The 20,621-nt window shown below is 60.9% G+C and carries 17 protein-coding genes and 4 pseudogenes; 16 read left to right on the top strand and 5 right to left on the bottom strand.

The window, feature by feature from the left end; genetic code table 11:
• Positions 1–23: 23 nt before the first annotated feature.
• Together A9K68_RS30015 and A9K68_RS30010 are read left to right on the top strand one after the other, a co-directional pair.
• On the top strand, positions 24–806 hold the full coding sequence (locus tag A9K68_RS30015; protein WP_082982427.1) for a Crp/Fnr family transcriptional regulator: 783 nt from the start codon (positions 24–26) through the stop codon (positions 804–806).
• Positions 806–1,090: a hypothetical protein gene (locus A9K68_RS30010; RefSeq protein WP_245430160.1), complete on the top strand. Its 285-nt coding sequence runs from the start codon at positions 806–808 to the stop codon at positions 1,088–1,090. Before A9K68_RS30015 ends, A9K68_RS30010 begins: the two co-directional genes overlap by 1 nt.
• A gap of 77 nt (positions 1,091–1,167) precedes the next feature.
• On the opposite strand, the gene A9K68_RS30005 is transcribed toward A9K68_RS30010, so the two are convergent.
• The 3 genes from A9K68_RS30005 to A9K68_RS29995 form a co-directional block, all read right to left on the bottom strand.
• Entirely contained in the window at positions 1,168–1,407 is a 240-nt protein-coding gene (locus A9K68_RS30005) for a hypothetical protein (RefSeq protein WP_141246631.1), read from the bottom strand.
• Positions 1,376–1,594, bottom strand: a complete 219-nt coding sequence (locus tag A9K68_RS30000; protein ID WP_065008840.1) for a hypothetical protein — start codon at positions 1,592–1,594, stop codon at positions 1,376–1,378. The genes A9K68_RS30005 and A9K68_RS30000 overlap by 32 nt, the downstream gene beginning before the upstream one ends.
• 219 nt (positions 1,595–1,813) lie before the next feature.
• Positions 1,814–2,488, bottom strand: a complete 675-nt coding sequence (locus tag A9K68_RS29995; RefSeq protein WP_065008839.1) for a Crp/Fnr family transcriptional regulator — start codon at positions 2,486–2,488, stop codon at positions 1,814–1,816.
• Positions 2,489–4,412: 1,924 nt separating this feature from the next.
• On the opposite strand from A9K68_RS29995, the gene A9K68_RS29990 reads away from it, so the two are divergent.
• On the top strand, positions 4,413–5,315 hold the full coding sequence (locus A9K68_RS29990; protein WP_245430159.1) for an alpha/beta hydrolase: 903 nt from the start codon (positions 4,413–4,415) through the stop codon (positions 5,313–5,315).
• A 58-nt stretch (positions 5,316–5,373) separates the two neighbouring features.
• On the opposite strand, the pseudogene A9K68_RS32590 reads toward A9K68_RS29990, so the two are convergent.
• Positions 5,374–5,553, bottom strand: a pseudogene (locus tag A9K68_RS32590) (acetyl-coenzyme A synthetase N-terminal domain-containing protein); the annotation flags it as partial.
• 709 nt (positions 5,554–6,262) lie between these two features.
• On the opposite strand from A9K68_RS32590, the gene A9K68_RS29980 reads away from it, so the two are divergent.
• The gene (locus tag A9K68_RS29980; RefSeq protein ID WP_082982425.1) at positions 6,263–7,207 is read left to right on the top strand and encodes an alpha/beta hydrolase; all 945 of its coding nucleotides are present in this window, start codon (positions 6,263–6,265) and stop codon (positions 7,205–7,207) included.
• Positions 7,208–7,234: 27 nt separating this feature from the next.
• On the opposite strand, the gene A9K68_RS29975 is transcribed toward A9K68_RS29980, so the two are convergent.
• Entirely contained in the window at positions 7,235–7,711 is a 477-nt protein-coding gene (locus A9K68_RS29975) for an Lrp/AsnC ligand binding domain-containing protein (protein WP_065008894.1), read from the bottom strand.
• A 139-nt stretch (positions 7,712–7,850) separates the two neighbouring features.
• Between A9K68_RS29975 and A9K68_RS29970 the strand changes: the two genes are divergently transcribed.
• The 12 genes and pseudogenes from A9K68_RS29970 (at position 7,851) to A9K68_RS29920 (ending at position 20,600) form a co-directional block, all read left to right on the top strand.
• On the top strand, positions 7,851–8,870 hold the full coding sequence (locus tag A9K68_RS29970; RefSeq protein ID WP_065008837.1) for a 1-aminocyclopropane-1-carboxylate deaminase: 1,020 nt from the start codon (positions 7,851–7,853) through the stop codon (positions 8,868–8,870).
• Positions 8,871–8,923: 53 nt separating this feature from the next.
• Positions 8,924–11,320, top strand: a complete 2,397-nt coding sequence (locus A9K68_RS29965) for a transketolase (RefSeq protein WP_065008836.1) — start codon at positions 8,924–8,926, stop codon at positions 11,318–11,320.
• Positions 11,262–11,633: pseudogene (locus A9K68_RS32585) on the top strand (hypothetical protein); the annotation flags it as partial. The gene A9K68_RS29965 and the pseudogene A9K68_RS32585, both read left to right, overlap by 59 nt.
• Positions 11,634–11,711: 78 nt before the next feature.
• Positions 11,712–13,351, top strand: a pseudogene (locus tag A9K68_RS29960) (acetoacetate--CoA ligase); the annotation flags it as partial.
• A 100-nt stretch (positions 13,352–13,451) separates the two neighbouring features.
• Positions 13,452–14,051 (top strand): annotated as a pseudogene (locus A9K68_RS29955) (recombinase family protein); the annotation flags it as partial.
• A gap of 2 nt (positions 14,052–14,053) precedes the next feature.
• Positions 14,054–14,404, top strand: coding sequence for a hypothetical protein (locus A9K68_RS29950; protein WP_163602976.1), 351 nt, complete (start codon positions 14,054–14,056; stop codon positions 14,402–14,404).
• Between the two features lie 222 nt (positions 14,405–14,626).
• Positions 14,627–15,196 (top strand): FMN reductase, encoded by a 570-nt coding sequence (msuE, locus tag A9K68_RS29945; protein WP_065008893.1) that lies wholly within the window; start codon positions 14,627–14,629, stop codon positions 15,194–15,196.
• Between the two features lie 24 nt (positions 15,197–15,220).
• Positions 15,221–16,321, top strand: a complete 1,101-nt coding sequence (sfnG, locus tag A9K68_RS29940; protein ID WP_065008835.1) for a dimethylsulfone monooxygenase SfnG — start codon at positions 15,221–15,223, stop codon at positions 16,319–16,321.
• A 54-nt stretch (positions 16,322–16,375) separates the two neighbouring features.
• The gene (locus tag A9K68_RS29935) at positions 16,376–17,278 is read left to right on the top strand and encodes an ABC transporter ATP-binding protein (protein ID WP_065008834.1); all 903 of its coding nucleotides are present in this window, start codon (positions 16,376–16,378) and stop codon (positions 17,276–17,278) included.
• Positions 17,278–18,174, top strand: coding sequence for a branched-chain amino acid ABC transporter permease (locus A9K68_RS29930; protein ID WP_065008833.1), 897 nt, complete (start codon positions 17,278–17,280; stop codon positions 18,172–18,174). The genes A9K68_RS29935 and A9K68_RS29930 overlap by 1 nt, the downstream gene beginning before the upstream one ends.
• A 3-nt stretch (positions 18,175–18,177) precedes the next feature.
• A complete protein-coding gene (locus tag A9K68_RS29925; RefSeq protein ID WP_065008832.1) occupies positions 18,178–19,272 on the top strand; it encodes a branched-chain amino acid ABC transporter permease in 1,095 nt (364 codons plus the stop codon).
• A complete protein-coding gene (locus A9K68_RS29920) occupies positions 19,269–20,600 on the top strand; it encodes an ABC transporter substrate-binding protein (RefSeq protein ID WP_065008831.1) in 1,332 nt (443 codons plus the stop codon). The genes A9K68_RS29925 and A9K68_RS29920 overlap by 4 nt, the downstream gene beginning before the upstream one ends.
• The last annotated feature ends 21 nt before the right edge of the window (positions 20,601–20,621 follow it).

Below are 20,621 nucleotides of genomic sequence, written 5' to 3'. Positions count from 1 at the left end.
GCAGCGTGGAACATCTGAGGCGAATGCAAGTTCGGCCGGTAACACTCACGGAGGTAACCAAGTCTTTGTGTCCAGCTTTCTCTTCGGACGTGCTCATCCGCAAGCTGCGTGGCATCGCTGAGATCAGCGATGATGACGCCGCAGCCTTAGGAGGCCTCACGATTCAGGAGAAGGATGTTCCGGCTAACAGGGATATCCTCATAGAAGGCGATCGGCCAACCAACTCATTTGTCGTCTTGGACGGCGTAGTATGTTCATACAAGCACACAGGTGAGGGAAAGCGGCAGATCACCAGCTTCTTTGTCGCCGGCGATCTCCCGGATCTGCACGGCATCCATCTCACAGTCATGGATTGCAGCTTCTCCAGCATGTCGCCGGGCAGATTGGGGTTAATCCGCCACAGCGCTCTTCGCTCGATTTGCGAACAGCGCCCGCGCGTTGCAGCCGCGTTCTGGCGATCGACCCTGATTGACGCTGCAATCTACCGGGAGTGGGTCACCAACGTCGGGAGACGGGACGCCTACGCTCGTATGGCCCACCTGTTATGCGAACTCATTGTGCGGTTAAGGTTTGCTGGACGCATTGAGGACCACGTCGCGGATCTGCCGATCACCCAGGCAGCATTTGGTGATGCGGTGGGTTTGTCCGTGGTTCACGTGAACCGCACGCTTCAGGCGCTACGAGGCGACGGGCTGATCGCGATGTCAGGTACAAAGTTCCGTGCCGTCGATTGGCCGGGTTTGGTTCAGGCAGGGGACTTTGATCCGATTTACCTGCACCAGAAGGACCCGGACGTGGCATTCTAATGACGGAAGCCAATATGCCAAGGTATTTCTTTGATAGCGGCGATCGCCAGCATCTCGTGGAAGACAATACGGGTCTGGAATGCGAGGGGATTGAGGCAGCGCGCAATGCAGCCGTCGAAGGATTGACCGAGCTGGCAAAGGACGAACTGAAAGGTCCCGATGGGCAGCAACTCATCATGGATATCAGAGACGAGAGTGGCAGAAAGGTTCTGAGGCTTAGCCTGTCGCTGGTGATCGAACCGCTTGAGGTAAATGCCGTCTCGCCGACATCCAACAAAGATTAACCTCGACGTCGCGGGTGAACAATGCGGAGCCGGAGCACCAGCGGCTAGTAGCTGTGCAGTGAACGAGGACCGGGCTTTTAGCCGACCTCGCGGATCAAGGCGGTGCGGGCTTTGCCGAGCGATACGAACAGCCGATCTAAAAGGCCTTCGTCCACTTCGGAAGCCAGGCCGAACCGCCGGTCGTGCTCAACGATCCTGTCTTGGATCGACACGAGGATTTCATACCGAGCGACAAGGCTCGTCAGGACTTCCTGATGTTGGGAGGTCAACGCTTCTCTTTCCGCGCTACAATCGGGCATAGAGTCGAAGGCGTTCATAAAGAACTGCCGTCTCGTCAAATTCGCCATCTGAGAAGAGTTCCATTGCGCTAACGCTCAGGCGCTCCGCCTGCTCGCTACCGACGGGAATACCTTCCTCAACGCAAACACGATCAAAGACCTGCTTCAACAAAGTCAGGTCACTAGGAAAGGCAATGCCACTCTTTGCAGACTTAAGGCCGACCATATGCCTTTCCTCTCATTGGGGCGGAATCGCGTTAGTCGCTCACCGCGGGCGATACCCGAGAGTGATTAGCGCCGATCGGAAGAGGGTAAGGCAATGGGCGCAGAGAGTCATGAAGAACGTTTGTACGTTTTTATCAAATGCCGTGGCTCTTAGAAACCAAGTGCGACCTTCCGATGTCTCGGCATACAGGAGACGGCCGCCGTGACCGTTGCCCTGAGATCATGTGGATGCCGGATCACCGATCAAGCGGGCATACTCTGCCTCCGGCTGCCCATATGAGCCGTCTGCCAAGGCGATGAGCCCATCTCGGTCGCGGACAATAACCTCTCCACGATTTGACCTGATCAGGCCGCGGCCCTCCAGCAACTGAAGTGCCACGGTGACGCCCGGCCGTCGTACTCCCAACATGACTGACAGGAACTCATGGGTAACCGGCAGCCGGTCGCCTTCTATGCGGTCGTCGCACATGACCAGCCAACGTGCCAGCCGTTCTTCTATTTTCAAGCGCGCATTGACCAGGGCGGTGTAGCTCGCCTGGATATGCGCGTAATGCACATAGCGCAGCAGAAACAGCCGCAGCGTCGGGCTGTCGGAAAGCGCTTCATTGAATGGCTCGGCGTCCATGCTGAGAACCTCGGCCTCCACCTGAATGTAGCAGTCGTGCGGGGATCGATCGCTACCCATGATCAGCGCCGAGCCGGTCATGCCCTCGAAGCCGATGAGGCGAACCTCGGCATCAATCACCGAACGAAGCTTCGCCACCACCGAGCCGATCCCAGCCTCAAAGAAGTGGACGGCCTCGATCGCGGCGTTTGCGGTTTCGAGCTGAGTTCTCAGAGGCAGAAAGCTGCTTTGAAGGTGAGGCCTCAGCAATCGCAGGTCGGCCGGAGCCATGCGCCGCAGCAAATGATTTCTATATGCAGTTTCTGGGCGGCGAGTTGGCTGCGGGCGGGCGCGGTCCTTTGAAAAGACGAGGCCAATTTTTGAGGTGTTGGGGCTGCTCATAGCTCCCTCCCGAATTGGGGCGGAAGCACGATGCTCGCTCACAGCCAGCGATGCCCGTGAAATCTATCGCCGATAAGAGAAACCTACGCCGATCGGCGCGGAGAGTCGATGCTGTCTGACTGGTCGACACCGATGGCTTACGTGGATGCCTCATGCTGCCGGGAAACGGCACGATGAACCTTTAACTGTCCAGGCAAGCAGTGCGACGCCGATGGCGTAGGAAACCAGAACAACCCGCCAACCCGGCCCAAGGCCTGTGTCTGCCAAAGCGGCCACTCGCTGAGAAGTCGCTTCATGCCGGCGAACGCACACGCCTGGTGTTCCGTGCGGGCAATAAAGCCCGCGCCCCTGGAGGGAGAGGACGCGGGCCGATCGGTGCATCGGGCCGATCTGCAGCCGTTCATTGGGAGGGAAAAATAGCTGCACGTGCCGAACTTTCGTGTCGAGCATGTGTTCCTGAAGTAGGGCAAAAAACTTGCGAAAAATTAGGATCGCAACGTACAATACTCGCGAGGCCGGCACACACCGCGTCCGCAAAAGTATTGGAACCGTTACAGGGATTGCGCATTACAACCGTAGCGGTCGAATCCCTCGCCAGGATATAGCCGCGAAGGTGCTCCTCAAAGGCCCGCTGCGGCCCCTCCCGCGGCGGGCTTTTTTGTTGCCGATCGGGTGCCTCTTCGGTTTGCCACTATTGCAGCAGGACGATCGGATTGAGCCTTAAGTCGTTGCTCTCGCAACCGAGTCGCCTTCGCATCTCTTGCGCCGCGCTCAACCTGTGAATGCCCGTGCAGCATCCGTGGTGCGCTCCTGTCTGTCGTGTTTTTCTTTGTCCGTTACGCCTCTTCTTTCCCGCTGGTTTGGCCTCCGATCTGTCGGTACAGGCGCCTTTTGGCGAGCGGTTAGGCCGCACTTGCTGAGCCGGCGGATGGCGCATTGTCGGAGGCCCTCGCTCTTGACAGCGCCTCCTGAAGCCGAGCTTCCTGTTCGGGTGAGAGTGAGGAGCGGATGATGCGCCCTTTGAACCGGGAGAGCTCCCGGCGCACCGGAACTGCGCCCGCACCAAGCGCCGTGACCATGGCTGACAATCCGGGAAATCCGATTTGGTAGCCTCTTATCGAGGCTCTTCCCGCTGCATAGAACGGATGTCGGCCGCAAGATCGTTGCACTCTGCGCTCGCAGCATGCGAAGCAGCCTGCGCCAGGGCTTCGTTCCAGACTGCACGTGCGACGCGATCCGTTTTGAGCAACTCCTGAACATCGACTGCACCGATCCGAAGCGGCGGGCGGATCGCTCTCCAGGCTTGCCTCGTAGACGGGATCGTCGACAAACTGCTCGCTATTTTTTCCTGCCATCTCGCATCCTCTTCTTGTGCGTTAGCTCAACAAGGGCCGGAGGTCCCTCGCCTTATCTACGGGTGCGTTGCATCTGCTCGGATCGGCAATGGTGCGACCCGATTTCTATGCTGCGCGGTCATGGTTGGGATCCCTTTCGGTGCCAAACGTCTTAACCTGCGTCCCACTCAAAGTTCCCCTTTGAAAGCTCAGACGAGCGGAAAACAAGCTGAACCTCTTCAGGAGGAACAACTGACGATCAGGTGGGTTAGGCTGCCGCCGAGAAATCGGAGCTATTCAATCGGAGAGCAAAGATGCACTTGGTAAGCGGCGCGCCGACATGCGCGGCAGTTCGGCAACAGCAAGGCATGTCGAGAGTGGTAACGTCTGTTCACATTGCGCGCGGTGGCCGCTAGTGGTCCGCGGCACTAATAAGGCAACAGCAGCCGCCATGCTGCTTGGCGCCGGGTTGGCTGGCCTTGCGTTGTACAACGGCGCGCGCCAAACGCGTGCTTTTCTCGCATCTGTCGGGGCGCTTCGTCGAGGCGGCAGGAGTACGCCTGCACGTCCTTGAGCAGGGCAGCGGGATGCCGTTGATCCTGCTGCACGGAAACGGCTCGTCGGCGGAGGATTTCAAGACCAGCGGCATCTTCGACGCGGCGGCTAGGAAATACCGGGTACTCGCCTTTGACCGGCCGGGCTTCGGCAGGAGCGCGCGGCCGCGAGGCAAATGGTGGACGGCGGCCGCGCAAGCCGATCTCATTCATGCCGCCGTCGCACAGCTTGGGATCGAAAGATATCTCGTTCTAGGACATTCCTGGGGTGCGTCGGTGGCTATCCAGCTGGCGCGCCTTCGTCCCGCCTCGGTCGCCGGCATCGTGCTTGTTTCCGGCTACTATCATCCACCGCCGCGCCTGGGCCTCGCACTGGCGGCGCTGCCGGCCTTGCCTGTCGCCGGTGGTGTTGTCCGCCACACTTTGCTGCCGCTGCTTGTGCGGCTTACCTGGCCGCTGGCCATGGCCAAGATATTCCGCCCCGGCATAATCTCTGCAGAGTATGCTTCATCGGCAAAGGACGTCGCCAGCCGGCCCTCGCAACTGCGCTCGATCGCTGCGGAGTCGGCATTGATGCTGGTCGCAGCACTGGCCGGCGGCCGCTCCGCCCGGTATAATGAGCTGTCGCTGCCCACCGGTATTGTTGCCGGCGCTGGCGACCGGCTGTTCGACGCCCAGGCCGAGGCTGTTCGACTGCAAGCCGAGATTCACGGTTCCTTTGCCGATATCATCCCGCAGGCCGGCCACATGGTCCACCACGCTGCACCGCAAGCTATTCTCGCCATGATTGACAAGGTCGCCGCTGCGGGCGGCGGGGACCCTGCATGATCTACTTCACCGCCGACACGCATTTCAGCCACCCGCGCGCGGACCACGCCGGCAAGATGCGCAGGAGGTTTTCGGCGAAGTTCAGGCTGGCGTCGGGGAAGAAGCGAGCGTGGAGCATAACATCGCCGTTGATGAGATCGCGTGGCCCGGGCTGTCCAATCACGCCGCAATAATCCCAGACGGCAGACCAGAAAGTGCCGCGTTCATCGATTGACCATTGATGAAACGCATCATGGTCGGGTAGATCAGCCTTGTAGGTACAGGTGCAGAATTCGCGAAACCTCGTGATTGCGCTCGTGCGAATCTCGTCTGTGCTGGGCTGAAATAAGGGTGAGTCGATCATCGACGAGTTCCTTTGAACCAAATGTTATGCGGCCGCGGTGTAGATAACAGGCCGATGCGTCGCAGGCGCCCAACACCACCAGATTTCGCCTTAGTGCCACTAGGTGCCTTCTCGGCGTTTAACCGAACAGATTAACGCCCGCGTCCCGCGGCTCGCCGCTTCCCACAGCTGATGCGCGACCATCTCCCTTGCAATCCTTCGGCCGATAATCCGCTTTGTCGGCTACCTCGAGGCGGCGCCCGGCGCGAACGGGGGTGCTGAAGGCGGCCGGACACCACCGCACTGAGCTGGGCCAGCTCTCATCGACCTCATGCTGATCGAGTAGCCTGCTCATCCATCGGGGCGCGCATCGCTTCGGCGAGTTCAAAACCCGCCGCGAACAATCTCATACTCCTGAATGATTCTTCCAATTTTTATTGGTTTTCTGCGCGATCAGAACATTCTTACGGCTCTATTAGCTCAATTCATAATATCCAGCAGTAAACAATGAAAGTACATTTCAGCCGCTGTTCGTTAATATCCATGCCATCCTGCGCCTTCGCGGCGGCAGGAGAGACGTCCGTGTGGTCAGATCGACGGGCTCAGTCGACGAAGGAGAAATGAAATGGACAAAGATGAAACCTCGAAGAAAGCTGCAATGACCCGACGCGAGGCGATGCTGGCCGGAGTAACTGCCTCCGCCGCGGTGCTGACCGCCAGCATAGCTGCGAACGCACAAGAAAAAGCCGCTGCGCCCAAGCTGGTTGGCAAATATCTGGCGGTCGAAACTGGTGTCGATCTCTACTACGAAGAGGCAGGCGAAGGCCCTGCGATCGTCTTCGTGCCGGGCTGGACGTTAACCACCAGGGTCTTCGAGCATCAGTTCGCACATTTCGCCGCGACCAACCGGGTGATCTCATTCGACCCGCGCAGCCACGGCCGTTCGACCGTAACGCTGCAAGGCAACAACTATGCGACCCACGCACAGGATCTGGCTGCGCTGCTCGATCAGTTGAAAGTTGAGAAACCCGTCCTCGTCGGCTGGTCCGCCGGCGCGCTGGCTGCATGGCACTATGTGAGAAACAACGGCACCGACAAGCTCGCCGGCTTCGTCAACATCGACATGCCGCCGGTCGGCACGACGACCGAACCCGGCGTCTGGATCGAAGGCGGCTTCAAGGATCTCGCTGGCTTCTTTGGTGGCGTTCAATCTCAGAAGGGATTGCGTGACGTCATCGTGTGGTATGCCGACAACGTAATGATCCAGAAGGATCTCACGCCGGAAGTCACGGCATGGCTGCTCGAGCAGTCAAATGCAGTGCCGGCTCTGATCGCGGCGAACCTCATCGCCGATGTGTCCTTCGCCAACTACCTGGCCGAGGCCAAGCTGGTGGACAGCAAGATCCCCTCGCTGCATGTCGCCGCTGAGCACTGGTCGGCGGTCGCCAAGCCGTTCATCGCCGCGAACTGCCCGAAGTCAACGTTCGAGTCATTCGGCGGCCACATGATGTTCTGGGAGTATCCCGAGAAATTCAACGCAATCCTGTCGAAGTTTGTGAAAAAGACCTGATCGGTCTCATCGTACCTCCTGGTCAAGTCAGAACGAAAGGCGGGCGTTCTCCTTGACCTCCTTCATGACGAAGAAGGTGCGCGTCTGCCGGACGCCCGGCAGCGCGATCAGCTTCTGGCCGTGCAGCTTGTTGAAGTCCGCCATGTCGCGGACTCTGATCTTCAGGAGGTAGTCAAAATCGCCAGCGACGAGGTTGCAGTCCAGTACGTCCTTCATCTCGAGCACGGCGCCTTCGAAGGCGGCGAAACTCTCCGGCGTCGAGCGATCGAGCACCACGCCGACCATGACCAGAGCGCCGAGACCGACCGCCGCGGGCGCGATATCGGCGCGCACACCGGTGATGTAGCCGTCTTCGAAAAGTCGCTGCGTGCGCCGGTGGCAGGTGGCCGCGCTGACGTTGACGCGCGTCGCGAGCTCAGCATTCGTCAGACGGCCATCATTGTGCAGCGCGCGCAGGATTTTGACGTCGATACGGTCCAAAGCGCCTGAGAAAGAATCTTCCACTTTCAGGCCCATCGCTAAGGTGAACTTTCGGACAATCTATCAGAGCGCTGGTAAATATGGAATACAGAAGCCAAATTTCGAGAGCACCTTCCGCGAAGAAATGTCTACAGTTTGCTCACAAATTCACGGAGACGAGCCGATGTCCCTTCTCGACAGATTCGATCGCTATCCTCTGACTTTCGGCGCGACGCCGATCGAGCATCTACCACGCTTGACAGCGGCGCTGGGCGGCAAGGTCGAGATATATGCCAAGCGCGAAGACTGCAACTCCGGTCTCGCCATGGGCGGCAACAAGTTGCGCAAGCTGGAATACATCGTGCCGGATGCCATCGAATCGGGAGCCGACACACTCGTGTCCATCGGCGGCGTGCAGTCGAATCATACCCGTATGGTGGCCGCGACCGCGGCGAAGATCGGCATGAAGTGCGTCGTTATCCAGGAGAAGTGGGTGCCCCACTACGACGCCGTCTACGACCGCGTCGGCAACATTCTGATGACCCGCCTGATGGGCGCTGACAGCCGCCTCGTCGACGACGGCTTTGACATCGGCATCCGCAAGAGCTGGGAAGACGCCATCCAGTCGGTGAAGGATGCCGGCGGCAAGCCCTATCCTATCCCGGCCGGCGCCTCTGTGCACAAATACGGCGCGCTGGGCTATGTCGGTTTCGCCGAGGAAGTGGCCGAGCAGGAAAAGGAACTCGGCATCAAGTTCGACTACATCGTCGTATGCGTCGTCACCGGCTCGACCCAGGGCGGCATGATTGTCGGCTTCGCCGCGCAGGACAGGGCCGACCGCGTCATCGGCATCGATGCGTCGGGCACGCTTGATCAGACCCGCGCGCAGGTTCGCTCGATCGTCGACAAAACGGCTGACCTGATCAGTCTCGGCCGCAAGGTCCGGGAAGACGAGATCGTCATCAACCCCGACTATGCCTATCCGACCTATGGCGTGCCGTCCGAAGAGACTAACGAGGCGATCCGGCTTGCCGCGCGCACCGAGGCGATGATCACCGACCCGGTCTATGAGGGCAAATCGATGCAGGGCATGATCGATCTCACCCGCAAGGGCTTCTTCCCGGAGGGCTCGAAGGTGCTCTACGCGCATCTCGGCGGCGCCCCGGCGATCAACGGTTACAGCTATTATTACAAGGAAGGCTGACCCCCGCCCTGGGAATCGCCCATACCGGTATCGCAGTTGGCATCGGAGTACAGATGACATCTTCTCAGCGACAGCACCTCAAGACCATCGAGCAGCGGCTTCTGTGGCTGTCGCATTGGATGATCCACAACGCCAATCATATCCGCCCCAAGGTGGATGGCATCAAGATCGGCGGCCATCAGGCGAGTTCGGCCTCGATGGTGTCGATCATGACGGCGCTCTACTTCTCAGCACTCAAGCCTGATGACCGCGTCGCGGTGAAGCCGCATGCATCGCCGATCTTCCATGCGATCCACTATCTGATGGGCAACCAGACGCGGGAGAAGATGGAGAACTTCCGCGGCTATGGCGGCGTTCAGAGCTATCCGAGCCGGACCAAGGACATTGACGATGTCGATTTCTCCACCGGCTCGGTCGGGCTCGGGGTCGGCATCACGGCGCTGGCCTCCATCGTGCAGGACTTCGTGAAGGCGAAAGAGTGGGGCGCGGACTTAAAGCTCGGCCGCATGGTCTCGCTGATGGGCGATGCCGAACTGGACGAAGGCAACATCTACGAGACGCTGCAGGAAGGCTGGAAGAACGACCTGCGTAATTGCTGGTGGATCATCGACTATAACCGCCAGTCACTCGACGGCATTGTGCGCGAAGGCCTGTTCGAGCGCATCGAGAAGATTTTCGACGCCTTCGGCTGGGATGTCGTGAGGGTAAAATACGGTGCCTTGCAAAGCGCGGCGTTCGATGAGCCGGGCGGAAACAAACTGCGCGACTGGATCGACCGCTGTCCCAACCAGGAATACGCAGCGCTGACCTTCATGGGTGGCGCCATCTGGCGCAAGCGCCTAATGGACGACCTCGGCGACCAGGGCGACGTGTCGGCGCTCATCGATCACCGCAGCGACGCCGAACTCGCCGCGCTGATGGAAAACCTCGGCGGAAACTGCGTGGAGAGCATGGCCGACGTGTTCGCCTCAATCGACCACGACCGGCCGACCTGTTTCCTGGCCTACACCATCAAGGGCTGGGGTACGCCTATCGCCGGTCACAAGGACAATCACGGCGGTCTAATGAACAACAAGCAGTTCGCTGACTGGCAAGCCCATATGGGCATCGCCCCGGGCCAGGAATGGGAGCCATTCGCCGGCGTCAAGGATGTCGCCGGGCTGAAATCCTTCCTGGCCGACGTTCCGTTCTTCTCGAAACGACGCCGCCGCTATGACGACGCCCGTCTCGACGTGCCGTTGATCGAAGTCGACACGTCGCGCGAAGTGTCCACTCAGACCGCCTTTGGCAAGATCCTCGACGACCTCGCCAAGGGAAAGAGCGTGCTGGCCGAACGCATTATGACGACGTCGCCAGACGTGACCGGCACGACGAGCCTCGGGCCATGGGTCAATCGGCGCAAGCTGTTCGCACGCCAAGCAATGGCCGACGCCTTCATCGAGCATCGCATTCCTTCGACCGCAAAATGGGAATTCACGCCGACGGGCCAGCATGTCGAGCTCGGCATCGCCGAGATGAACTTGTTCCTGCTGCTCGGCGCCGCCGGCCTCAGCCATTCCCTCTTCGGCAAACGACTGATCCCCATCGGCACGGTTTACGACCCGTTCGTGTGCCGTGGTCTAGATGCTCTCAACTATGCCTGCTACCAGGATGCGCGTTTCATTATCGTTGGGACGCCTTCCGGCGTGACGCTGGCACCAGAAGGCGGCGCGCACCAATCCATCGGCACGCCGCTTATCGGCATGAGCCAGGACGGCCTTGCCGCCTTCGAGCCGGCCTTCGCCGACGAGCTTGCCGTCATCATGGAATGGGCCTTTGACTATCTGCAGCGCGACGGTGAAGGCAACCGCGATGAGCGCACCTGGTTGCGCGACGAGACCGGCGGCTCCGTCTATCTGCGGCTGACCACCAAGCCGTTGGAGCAGCCGGTGAAACGCGTCGACGATGCGTTCCGTCAGGGTGCAGTCGATGGCGCTTACTGGCTGCGCAAGCCAGGGCCGAACTGCTCAGTCGTCATCGCCTACCAGGGTGCGGTTGCCGATGAGGCCATCGCCGCCGCCGGCATGATCGGCGAGACGAGGCGCGACATCGGGGTGCTGGCGGTGACATCGGCTGACCGGCTCAACGCCGGCTGGACCGCTGCGCAGCGCGAGCGGGCGCGCGGCAATGCCAATGCGAAGAGCCATATCGAGACGCTGCTCGACCCGCTCCCAGGCAATTGCGCAATCGTCACCGTCATTGACGGCCACCCGGCGACACTGTCATGGCTTGGCGCTGTCGTCGGCCGCAAGACGATCCCACATGGCGTGGAGCATTTTGGCCAGACAGGCACGATCGGCGACCTCTATAGCCACTTTCGCATCGATCGCAACGCGATCATCGCATCGGTCAATGCACTCACTGAGGGGCGACCAGCGAAATTTGATCCGTTGGTGCTGTCTTTTCCATAAAACTTTACAATGTCGAAAACGGCCTAGAGCTGCCGGTGCGGGGCTATCTGCTGTCCAGCATCATCGGCGTATCCAGCCAGATAATAAGGCAGGATCGGTGATGCGAGAAGCGGAACCACAGCGATTGCCGGTATGTTTGCCGGCCGTTGCCAACGAGCTTCTGTCGTCCTGGATCGGCCGGCACGCTGCCTTTCACGCGGTTCCACCACTCGTGATGCTTCGACATTGCTTGCCGGAGGTCTCCTCATTGCAAGCAACCGATCTCCATCTGAACGGTGATCAGGAAATCCGCCTCGCCAACATGTTCGCCACCGAGCCGGCCGTGGTGCGTCGAATGACCTCCACAAATGTCGCGCAATCATCGCATCGGCTCATCAAGCACGGTCCCCAAGACGCGCTGATCTTCCGTGGTGGTGAGGACAAGATGAGCTATCGCTGGAGCTGGGATCAGCTCCATTCCACCATATCCAAGCTACAGCAAACCTTCCGCGCGATGGGCATAGGCAAGGGCGACCGTATCTCGGCCATGATGCCGAACATGCCGGAGACAATCGCCTGCATGCTGGCCGCCGCCTCGATTGGTGCCATCTGGTCGTCCTGCTCGCCCGATTTCGGCGAGCAGGGCGTGCTCGACCGCTTCGGCCAGATCGAGCCGGGGCTATTCATCACCTGCGATGCCTACTGGTACAACGGCAAGCTGCAGGACGTCTCCGACAAGGTCCGGAACGTCGCGCCCAAGCTCGGCTGCCCCGTCATGGTCGTGGGTTACGCCGGCGACGCCGAATCGCTGGCCGCATCGCTCGCCGATGGCCGCATGATGGATGCCGCGACCGTCCCCTTCACCGCGAGGCCCGTGGAATACGAGCCGCTGCCATTCGCCCACCCGCTTTATATCCTGTTCTCCTCGGGCACGACCGGAGTGCCGAAATGCATCGTTCATTCTGCTGGCGGCACGCTGCTGCAACACCTCAAGGAACACCGCTTCCATTCCGGCGTCGGCGATGGTGATCGCCTCTTCTAGTTCACGACCTGCGGCTGGGTGATGAGGAATTGGCTGGCCTCGGGTCTGGCGAGCGGCGCCACGCTCGGCTCGCCCTTCGCGCCCTCGGGCAATATCCTGTGGGACTATGCAGCCGAGGAACGCTTCGCCATCTTCGGCACCTCGGCCAAGTATATCGATGCGGTGCGCAAGGGCGGCATCGAGCCGCTCAAGACACACGATCTCTCCGACTTGCGCCTGATCACCTCCACTGGCTCGCCGCTTTCGCCGGAGGTTTTTCATTCGTCTATGAAGGCATCAAGCCGGACGTCCAGCTCGCCTCCATCTCCGGCGGCACCGACATCGTCTCCTGCTTCGTGCTCGGCAATCCGATCAAGCCGGTCTGGAAGGGCGAGATCCAGGGGCCGGGCCTCGGCCTCGCAGTCGACATCTGGGACGATGAAGCAAACCGGTCCGTGGCGAGAAGGGCGAACTGGTCTGCACCAAAGCCTTCCCCTCCATGCCAGTGGGTTTCTGGAACGACCCTGATGGCGCCAAATACCGCGGCTTATTTCGAGCGCTTCGACAATATCTGGTGCCAGGGCGATTTCGCCCAATGGACCGAACACGGCGGCTTGATCATCCACGGCCGCTCGGATGCGACCCTCAATCCCGGCGGCGTGCGCATCGGTACCGCCGAGATCTACAACCAGGTCGAACAGCTCGATGAAGTCGCCGAGGCCATCTGCATCGGCCAGGACTGGGACGACGACGTCCGGGTTATCCTCTTCGTCCGTTTGGAACCGGGCCTGACGCTCGACGGCGATCTCGCAAACAAGATCAAGACCAAGATCCGTATCGGTGCGTCACCGCGTCATGTACCGGCCAAAGTGATCCAGGTCGCCGACATTCCGCGCACCAAGTCCGGCAAGATCGTCGAGCTCGCCGTGCGCGAAGTCGTCCACGGCCGGTCGGTGAAGACCAAGGAGGCGCTGGCCAACCCGGAAGCGCTGGAGCTCTATTCCGGGCTGGAAGCACTCTGCAGTGATTAATAAGGGGTCTGGCGCAAACATCATGGCCACTCGAATGTATTTCGGCATCACGAAGCAAGTAACGACGGGGTTGTAGCAGCGGAGTGGCGCCCGCCTACGAATTCCGTTTCCTTATCAGAAGCAATCTCACTTTGCAGATTGCAAAGCCTATGCCCGCGTCTCGACCATCGGCCAGACGGTTTGACAACCAGATCTTGGAAATCCAGTCGGCGGGGCTTCCATGTCGAATCCCGTCGCATCGTCTCCGAAACCATCTCCGGCAGCACTGCCATTGCCCAGCGGTCAGGCTTCCGCCGCCTGATTGATCGTTTGGAGCATGGCGATGTCCTGGTCGTCACCAAGCTTGATCGTCTCGGTCGCAACGCGATTGAAGTCAGCACCACCGTCGCTCAGCTCGAGGAGATGGGCGTGAAGGTTCTCTGCCTCGCACTTGGCCGCGTCGATCTGACAAGCTCAGCCGGTAAGATGACGATGAACGTCCTCAACGCTGTCTCCCAGTTCGAGCGGGATCTTCTCGTCGAACGCACCCAGACCGGCCTCGATCGCGCCAAGGCTGAAGAAAAAACACTCGGGCCGCCCCGTCCGCCTCAACGCAAAACAACGCGCCGCAGTGTTCGACGGACTTGCCAACGGAAAAGGCGTGTCAGCCCTTTGCCAGGGAATCCAAACTAGCAGGCAAACGATCATGCGGGTCAGGGATCTATGCTTGTCGTTTCGCCCTCCCGCAAACGACCCCAGGATCCGGAACTGCTGCTCGAAGTTTGGGAGCAGTTCAGAACGACGATCGTCTTCGTTACGCATGATATCGACGAAGCCTTGCTGCTTTCGGATCGAATCATCGTCATGCAGGCACAGCCAGGTCGCATCCACGAAGAAATCACTGTGGCCTTCGAGAGGCCGAGGACCACGGACATCATCGCGTTCCGCGAGTTCTTGCGTTTGAAGCAACGTTTCCTACAGCTGCTTCGTAGCGACAGGCGGGGGGATACCCTGGCCAGGCTGTCGCCGCTTGGTGATTGGAGCTGTGCTTCGCGGATTCCCCTTCTCGGCTAAATTTCCAACTGCGAGCGCGCCGCCGCTGATCCGGCGTGCGTTTGGCGCCGCATCCCGCTCCTAAACCGTCAACCCCTTTGCCATGCGGCTAACGCGCCGTTTTTCCCACTGACGTGAAAACATCAGAATAAAGTACCTTATCTCTACAGATTTTATGGAATATCGTTTGCCCTGATTTTGGTGCTGGCCTAGCGCGCAAGCAAAGTGTGGGAGATTGATGACTTGGCACGATTATCGGTTCTCGGAATATCGGGCGGCGTAAGCACGCCTTCCCGCACTACGGCGGTGGTGAATGCGCTGGTCAAGGCGGTCGCGTTGCGTGTGCCTGCAGACACCGGTCTGATCGAGATCACGGAGGCAGCACCCTCGCTATTCGCCGGGCTATCGCGCGGCGCACTTGGCGCATCCGGCGAAGCGATCATCCAGCGCGTCGAGAAGGCCGATTTGCTCGTGGTCGGCACTCCTGTTTATAGGGCTTCCTACACCGGCGCCCTAAAGCATCTGTTCGACCTCGTCGACTATCGTGCGCTGACCGGCAAGACCGTGCTTCTCGCGGCGACCGGCGGCAGCCCATATCATGGCCTGGTGCTCGAACATCAGCTCCGGCCATTGTTCGGCTTTTTCGGTGCCGTCACCGTCCCGACCGGCGTCTACGGCGCGCCCGACGATTTCATCCATGCCGAAATCGTCGGCGCCGCGATCACCGAGCGCATTTCACGCGCCGCTACTGAAGCGGTTTCCTTGCTCAATTCCAGTCATGCAGACGCTGCCGTCGCCACGCGCGTCGGCTGAGCCAATCAAAGGGGAAACGACGACATGACCTCGCATTCCGACAGCCTCAAATTCGCCTACTGGGTGCCGAATGTCTCCGGCGGACTGGTCATCTCCAATATCGAGCAGCGGACAGGCTGGGATATCGATTACAACCGCAAGCTTGCCCAAATCGCCGAGGCCAACGGCTTCGATTACGCGCTGAGCCAGATCCGCTTCACGGCCGGCTATGGGGCCGACAACCAGCACGAATCGGTGTCGTTCAGCCACGCCTTGCTCGCCGCCACCACAACGCTGAAGGTCATCGCAGCGATCCTGCCCGGCCCGTGGAACCCTGCGCTGGCGGCCAAGCAGATCGCTACCATCAACCACCTGACCAATGGCCGCGTCTCCGTCAATGTGGTGAGCGGCTGGTTCCGTGGCGAGTTCGCCGCGATTGGCGAACTCTGGCTCGACCATGACGAGCGCTATCGCCGGTCAGAAGAATTTATCCGAGCGCTGCGTGGCATCTGGACGGAGGACAGTTTCACTCTGAAGGGGGATTTCTACCGCTTCACCAACTATTCGATGAAGCCCAAGCCGATCGAGCCCTTACCCGAGATATTCCAGGGCGGCTCGTCGCGCGCCGCGCGCGACATGGCTTCCCGGGTCTCCGACTGGTATTTCACCAACGGCAACACGCCGGAGGAGATCCGGAAGCAGGTCGACGACATCCGCGCCAAGGCGAAAGCAAATGGCCACAAGGTCAAGATCGGCGTCAATGCCTTCGCCATCGCGCGAGACAGCGAGCAGGGAGCGCGCGCAGTGCTCGACGAGATCATCGCCAAGGCCAATCCTGAGGCAGTCCAGGGTTTTGCCGATCAGGTCAAGAATGCCGGCAAGGCCTCGCCGGAAGGCGAAGGCAATTGGGCGAAATCCTCCTTCGAGGATCTGGTGCAATACAATGACGGTTTCCGCAGCGATCTCATCGGCACGCCGGAACAGATCGCTGAACGCATCCTCAAGCTCAAAGACGCCGGCGCCGACCTGATCCTGCTCGGCTTCCTGCATTTCCAGGAAGAGGTCGAGTTCTTCGGCAAGCGCGTCATTCCGCTGGTGCGCGAACTGGAAGCGGCTCGCGACAGGGAGCTTGTCGCCGCGGAATAGGTCAGGCGCGGCCCTTGGGCCGCTGCCAGCTCTCCTTCAAATCAGGGACGTTTCATGATTGGTGCTTCGCTGGGAGCCGCCGCATACGAGCGCGCGCCCGAAATTTCCGCCATCCTCGCGGTGACTAACCCCGTCGGCGACAGGCGTCCGGCATGCCTCTCGTCACGGCCGGATGCGGTTCTCGCACTGAGCGGGATCGGCATATCCTTTGGCGGCGTCAAGGCGCTGAGCGACATTGATCTCCAGGTCAAAGGCGGTGAGATCCGTGCCATGATCGGCCCCAACGGCGCCGGCAAGTCGTCGCTGATCAACATCATCAGCGGCCTCTATCACGCCGACCACGGCACGATCGCGATTGACGGCCAGTCCATCTCCCGGGTGCCGGCGAGCCGCCTGGCACGCCTCGGTGTCGCCCGCACCTTCCAGAACCTGGCGCTGTTTTCCGGTCTTTCGGTTCGCGACAACATCGCTTCGGGCCGCGTCCACACCAGACGCGCCAACTTCGTCGAGCATATTGCCGGTCTGCCACGCGCCCGGCTTGAAGATGCGGGAATCGCCGAAAAGGTCGATCAGACAATCGCGTTCCTGCATCTTGAGGCCGTTGCCGATCGTCTCGTCGCGACGCTGCCCTACGGCCTGCAGAAGCGGGTCGAGCTGGCACGAGCGCTGGTCGCCGAGCCCAAGATCCTGCTGCTTGACGAGCCGATGGCCGGCATGACGGCGACAGAGAAGGCCGAGATGGCCGGGTTTGTGCGCGCCGCGCGCGACCGACACGGCGTCACCACGATCCTGATCGAGCACGATATCGGCGTGGTCATGGGGCTCTCCGACCGGGTCGCCGTGCTCGACTACGGCCGCAAGATCGCAGACGGGGCGCCAGCCGAGGTCAGGGCCGATCCGGCAGTGATCCGGGCCTATATCGGCACCGCCGAGGGCGGGAATGGCGAGGACATCTAATGAGCTACCATGATTTCCTTTTCGTCATCGAAGTGCTGGTCGGCGGCCTGCTCTCTGGCGTCATGTATTCGCTTGTCGCCATCGGTTTCGTGCTGATCTACAAGACGTCGGGCGTGCTGAACTTCGCGCAGGGGTCGATGGTGCTGTTCGCAGCGCTCACCTTTGTCAGCCTCGTCGAACGCGGCATCCCCTTCGCGCTTTCGCTGCTCATCACCTTCGCGGTCATGGTCGCGCTGGGCTTCACCATCGAGCGGACTGTGCTCAGGCCGCTGGTCAATCGCTCGCCGATGACGCTGTTCATGGCTACGCTTGGGCTGTCCTACATCATTGAGGGCGCTGCTCAGCTGATGTGGGGCACGCAGGTGCACGGGCTCGATCTCGGCATAGACGACACGCCCTTTGAGGTCGGCGGCATCCTGATCTCGTCGTTTGACGTTCTCGCCGCGGGCATTGCCGCGGCGATGGTGGCGGGCTTGAGCGCATTTTTCTATTGGACCCGGATCGGGCTGGCGTTTCGCGCCGTCGCCGACGACCAGTTTGCGGCGCTCGCGGTCGGGCTGCGGCTGCCCCGGATATGGGGAACGGTGTGGACGGCCGCGGGGTTCGTGGCGCTGGTCGCGGGGCTGCTGTGGGGCGCTCGTCTCGGTGTCCAGTTCTCTCTGTCGCTGATCGTTTTGAAGGCGCTGCCGGTGCTGGTGCTTGGCGGCTTCGATTCCATTCTCGGCGCCATTGTCGGCGGCCTCATCATCGGCGCCAGCGAAAAGCTCGCAGAGGTCTATCTCGGTGCCTTCGTCGGCGGCGGCATCGAAGGCCGGTTCGCCTATGCGCTGGCGCTGGTGGTCCTGCTGGTGCGCCCCTCCGGCCTGTTCGGCCAGAAAACCGTCGAAAGGGTCTGACCGATGGCCGTGCAAGCGCTCGAAGCCGCAAGGCTTCCAATCGACTGGCAGAGATTAGCTCTGCCGGCCGTGCTGGTCGTCGTCGCCTACGGCCTGATCCCCGCCTATGCGTCGAGCTATCTCGTCGAGGCAATCCTGCTGCCTTTTCTGGCGCTCAGCCTGGCGGCGGTCGGCCTCAACCTTTTGACCGGCTACTGCGGCCAGCTTTCGCTCGGCTCTTCCGCCTTCATGGCGGTCGGCGCTTTCGCCGCCTACAATTTCAACCTGCGGATCGAAGGACTGCCGCTGCCAGCGACCATGATCCTGGCCGGGATTTCGGCCGCCGGGATCGGGGTCGTGTTCGGCCTGCCGAGCCTGCGGCTGCGCGGCTTCTATCTCGCCGTCTCGACGCTCGCCGCCCAATTCTTCGTGCAATGGGCGCTGACCAAGTTCGGCTGGTTCTCCAACGATAACCCATCGGGCGTGATTTCGGCGCCGCATCTCATCGTCGCTGGGTTCCCGCTCGACGGCGCCGCCGGCCGCTACCTGCTTTCGGTCACTACGGTCATCGTGCTGACCGCCGTCGTCTGGCGTCTCGTCAACAGCGCGACCGGCCGCAACTTTATTGCCGTGCGCGACAACGAAACCGGGGCGCGCGTCATCGGCGTGCCGGTGCTGCGAACCAAGCTGCTGGCCTTCGCCATCTCGTCCTTCATCATCGGTGTCGCCGGTGTGCTGTGGGCCTTCACCTATCTGCGCACCGTCGAGCCGGCCGGCTTCAATCTCGACCGCTCGTTCCAGATCCTGTTCATCATCATCATCGGCGGGCTGGCCTCGATGCGCGGCGCGTTTCTGGGCGCGGCCTTCATCGTCGTCTTCCCGCTCGTTCTGTCCCGCATCGGCGCCTTCGCGTTTGGCGGCCTGTTCGATTCGGGCGTGCTCGACATGAGCCAGCGCATCGTGCTCGGCGCCCTCATCATCATCTTCCTCATCGCGGAACCGAACGGCCTGTCGGCCCTCCTGGACCGCCTCAAACGACGGATCGGCTCAAGGTCCAGCTGGAGTGCCGCTCGACATTCTCCCCTCACGGACCACAACCTCAGGAGACGCAACCCATGACCTTCTTCAGTCACCTACGGAAGGCGGCGATCGCCACGGCCTTCGTGCTCGGCGCGACGGCTGTCCACGCCGACGAACAGTATTTCCCCCTGCAGAGCTATCGCGTCGGCCCCTATGCCGCCGGCGGCACCGGCTTCTTCGGCGGCTTCATCGACTACCTCAACCTGATCAACATCCGTGACGGTGGCGTCAACGGCGTCAAGCTGACCTGGAGCGAAGGCGAGACCCAGTATGAGGTCGAGAAGGGCGTCGAGGTCTATGAACGATTGAAGAGCAATCCGGGTATCGCCGCCTGGAACCCGCTTTCGGTCGGCATCGCCTACGCCATGATCGACCGCATCACTGACGACAAGGTGCCGCTGATCACCATCAACCACGGCCGCACCGACACCACGGACGGGCGCGTGTTCCCTTACGTCTTCCCGCTGCTGCTCAATCCCTACAGCGAGACTTCCGGCATCGTGAACTACATCGCTTCCAAGGAAGGCAGTCTGGACAAGCTCAAGGGCAAGAAGATCGTGGTGCTCTATCACGGCTCGCCCTACGGCAAGGAGACGATCCCGATCTACGAGCTGCTGGCGCAGAAATACGGCTTCGAACTGTCGCAGATCGAGGTTCCGCATCCGGGCAACGAGCAGCAGGCACAATGGCTGACGATCCGTCGCGAGCGTCCCGACTATGTGGTGCTGCGCGGCTGGGGCGTGATGAACCCCGTAGCGTTGAAGACTGCGCAGAAGACCGGGTTCCCAGCCGATCACATTGTCGGCAATGTCTGGTCGAATTCCGAAGAGGACGTCATCCCCGCGGGCGATGCCGCCAAGGGCTATACGGCCATCACCACCCAGGCCTCGGGCGAGCAGTATCCGGTGGTCCAGGAGATCGTGAAAACGGTCTACGGCGACGGCAAAGGCAATCTCGAGGACAAGAGCCGCATCGGCTCGGTCTACCACAATCTCGGCATCGTCAATGGCATCCTTAATGTCGAGGCGGTCCGCCTCGCGCAGGCCAAGTTCGGCAACCGCACACTGACCGGCGACGAAGTGCGCTGGGGCTTCGAGCATCTCAAGCTCGATCCGGCGCGCGTCGAGGCGCTCGGCGCCGAGGATCTGTTCCACTCGATCAATGTCTCCTGGGACAATCACGAGGGTGACGGCTACGTGACCTTCCAGCAGTGGGACGGCACGAAGTGGAACGTCGTGTCCGACTGGATCGCGCCCGACTGGAAGCTGCTGCGCCCAATCATCGAGAAGTCGTCCGAGGCTTATGCCAAGGAGAAGGGCATCAAGATTCGCACGGCCGAGGACGCCGACGCAGCGGTCAGCAACTGAGTTTGCAATGGGGCGGCCGAC

Origin of the sequence: Mesorhizobium sp. AA22 (assembly GCF_001672375.2) — a bacterium.
In the GTDB taxonomy this organism is placed as follows: domain Bacteria; phylum Pseudomonadota; class Alphaproteobacteria; order Rhizobiales; family Rhizobiaceae; genus Mesorhizobium; species Mesorhizobium wenxiniae.
The sequence above is the reverse complement of the archived record's forward strand: the minus strand, read 5'-3'. Positions and strand labels throughout refer to the sequence as shown.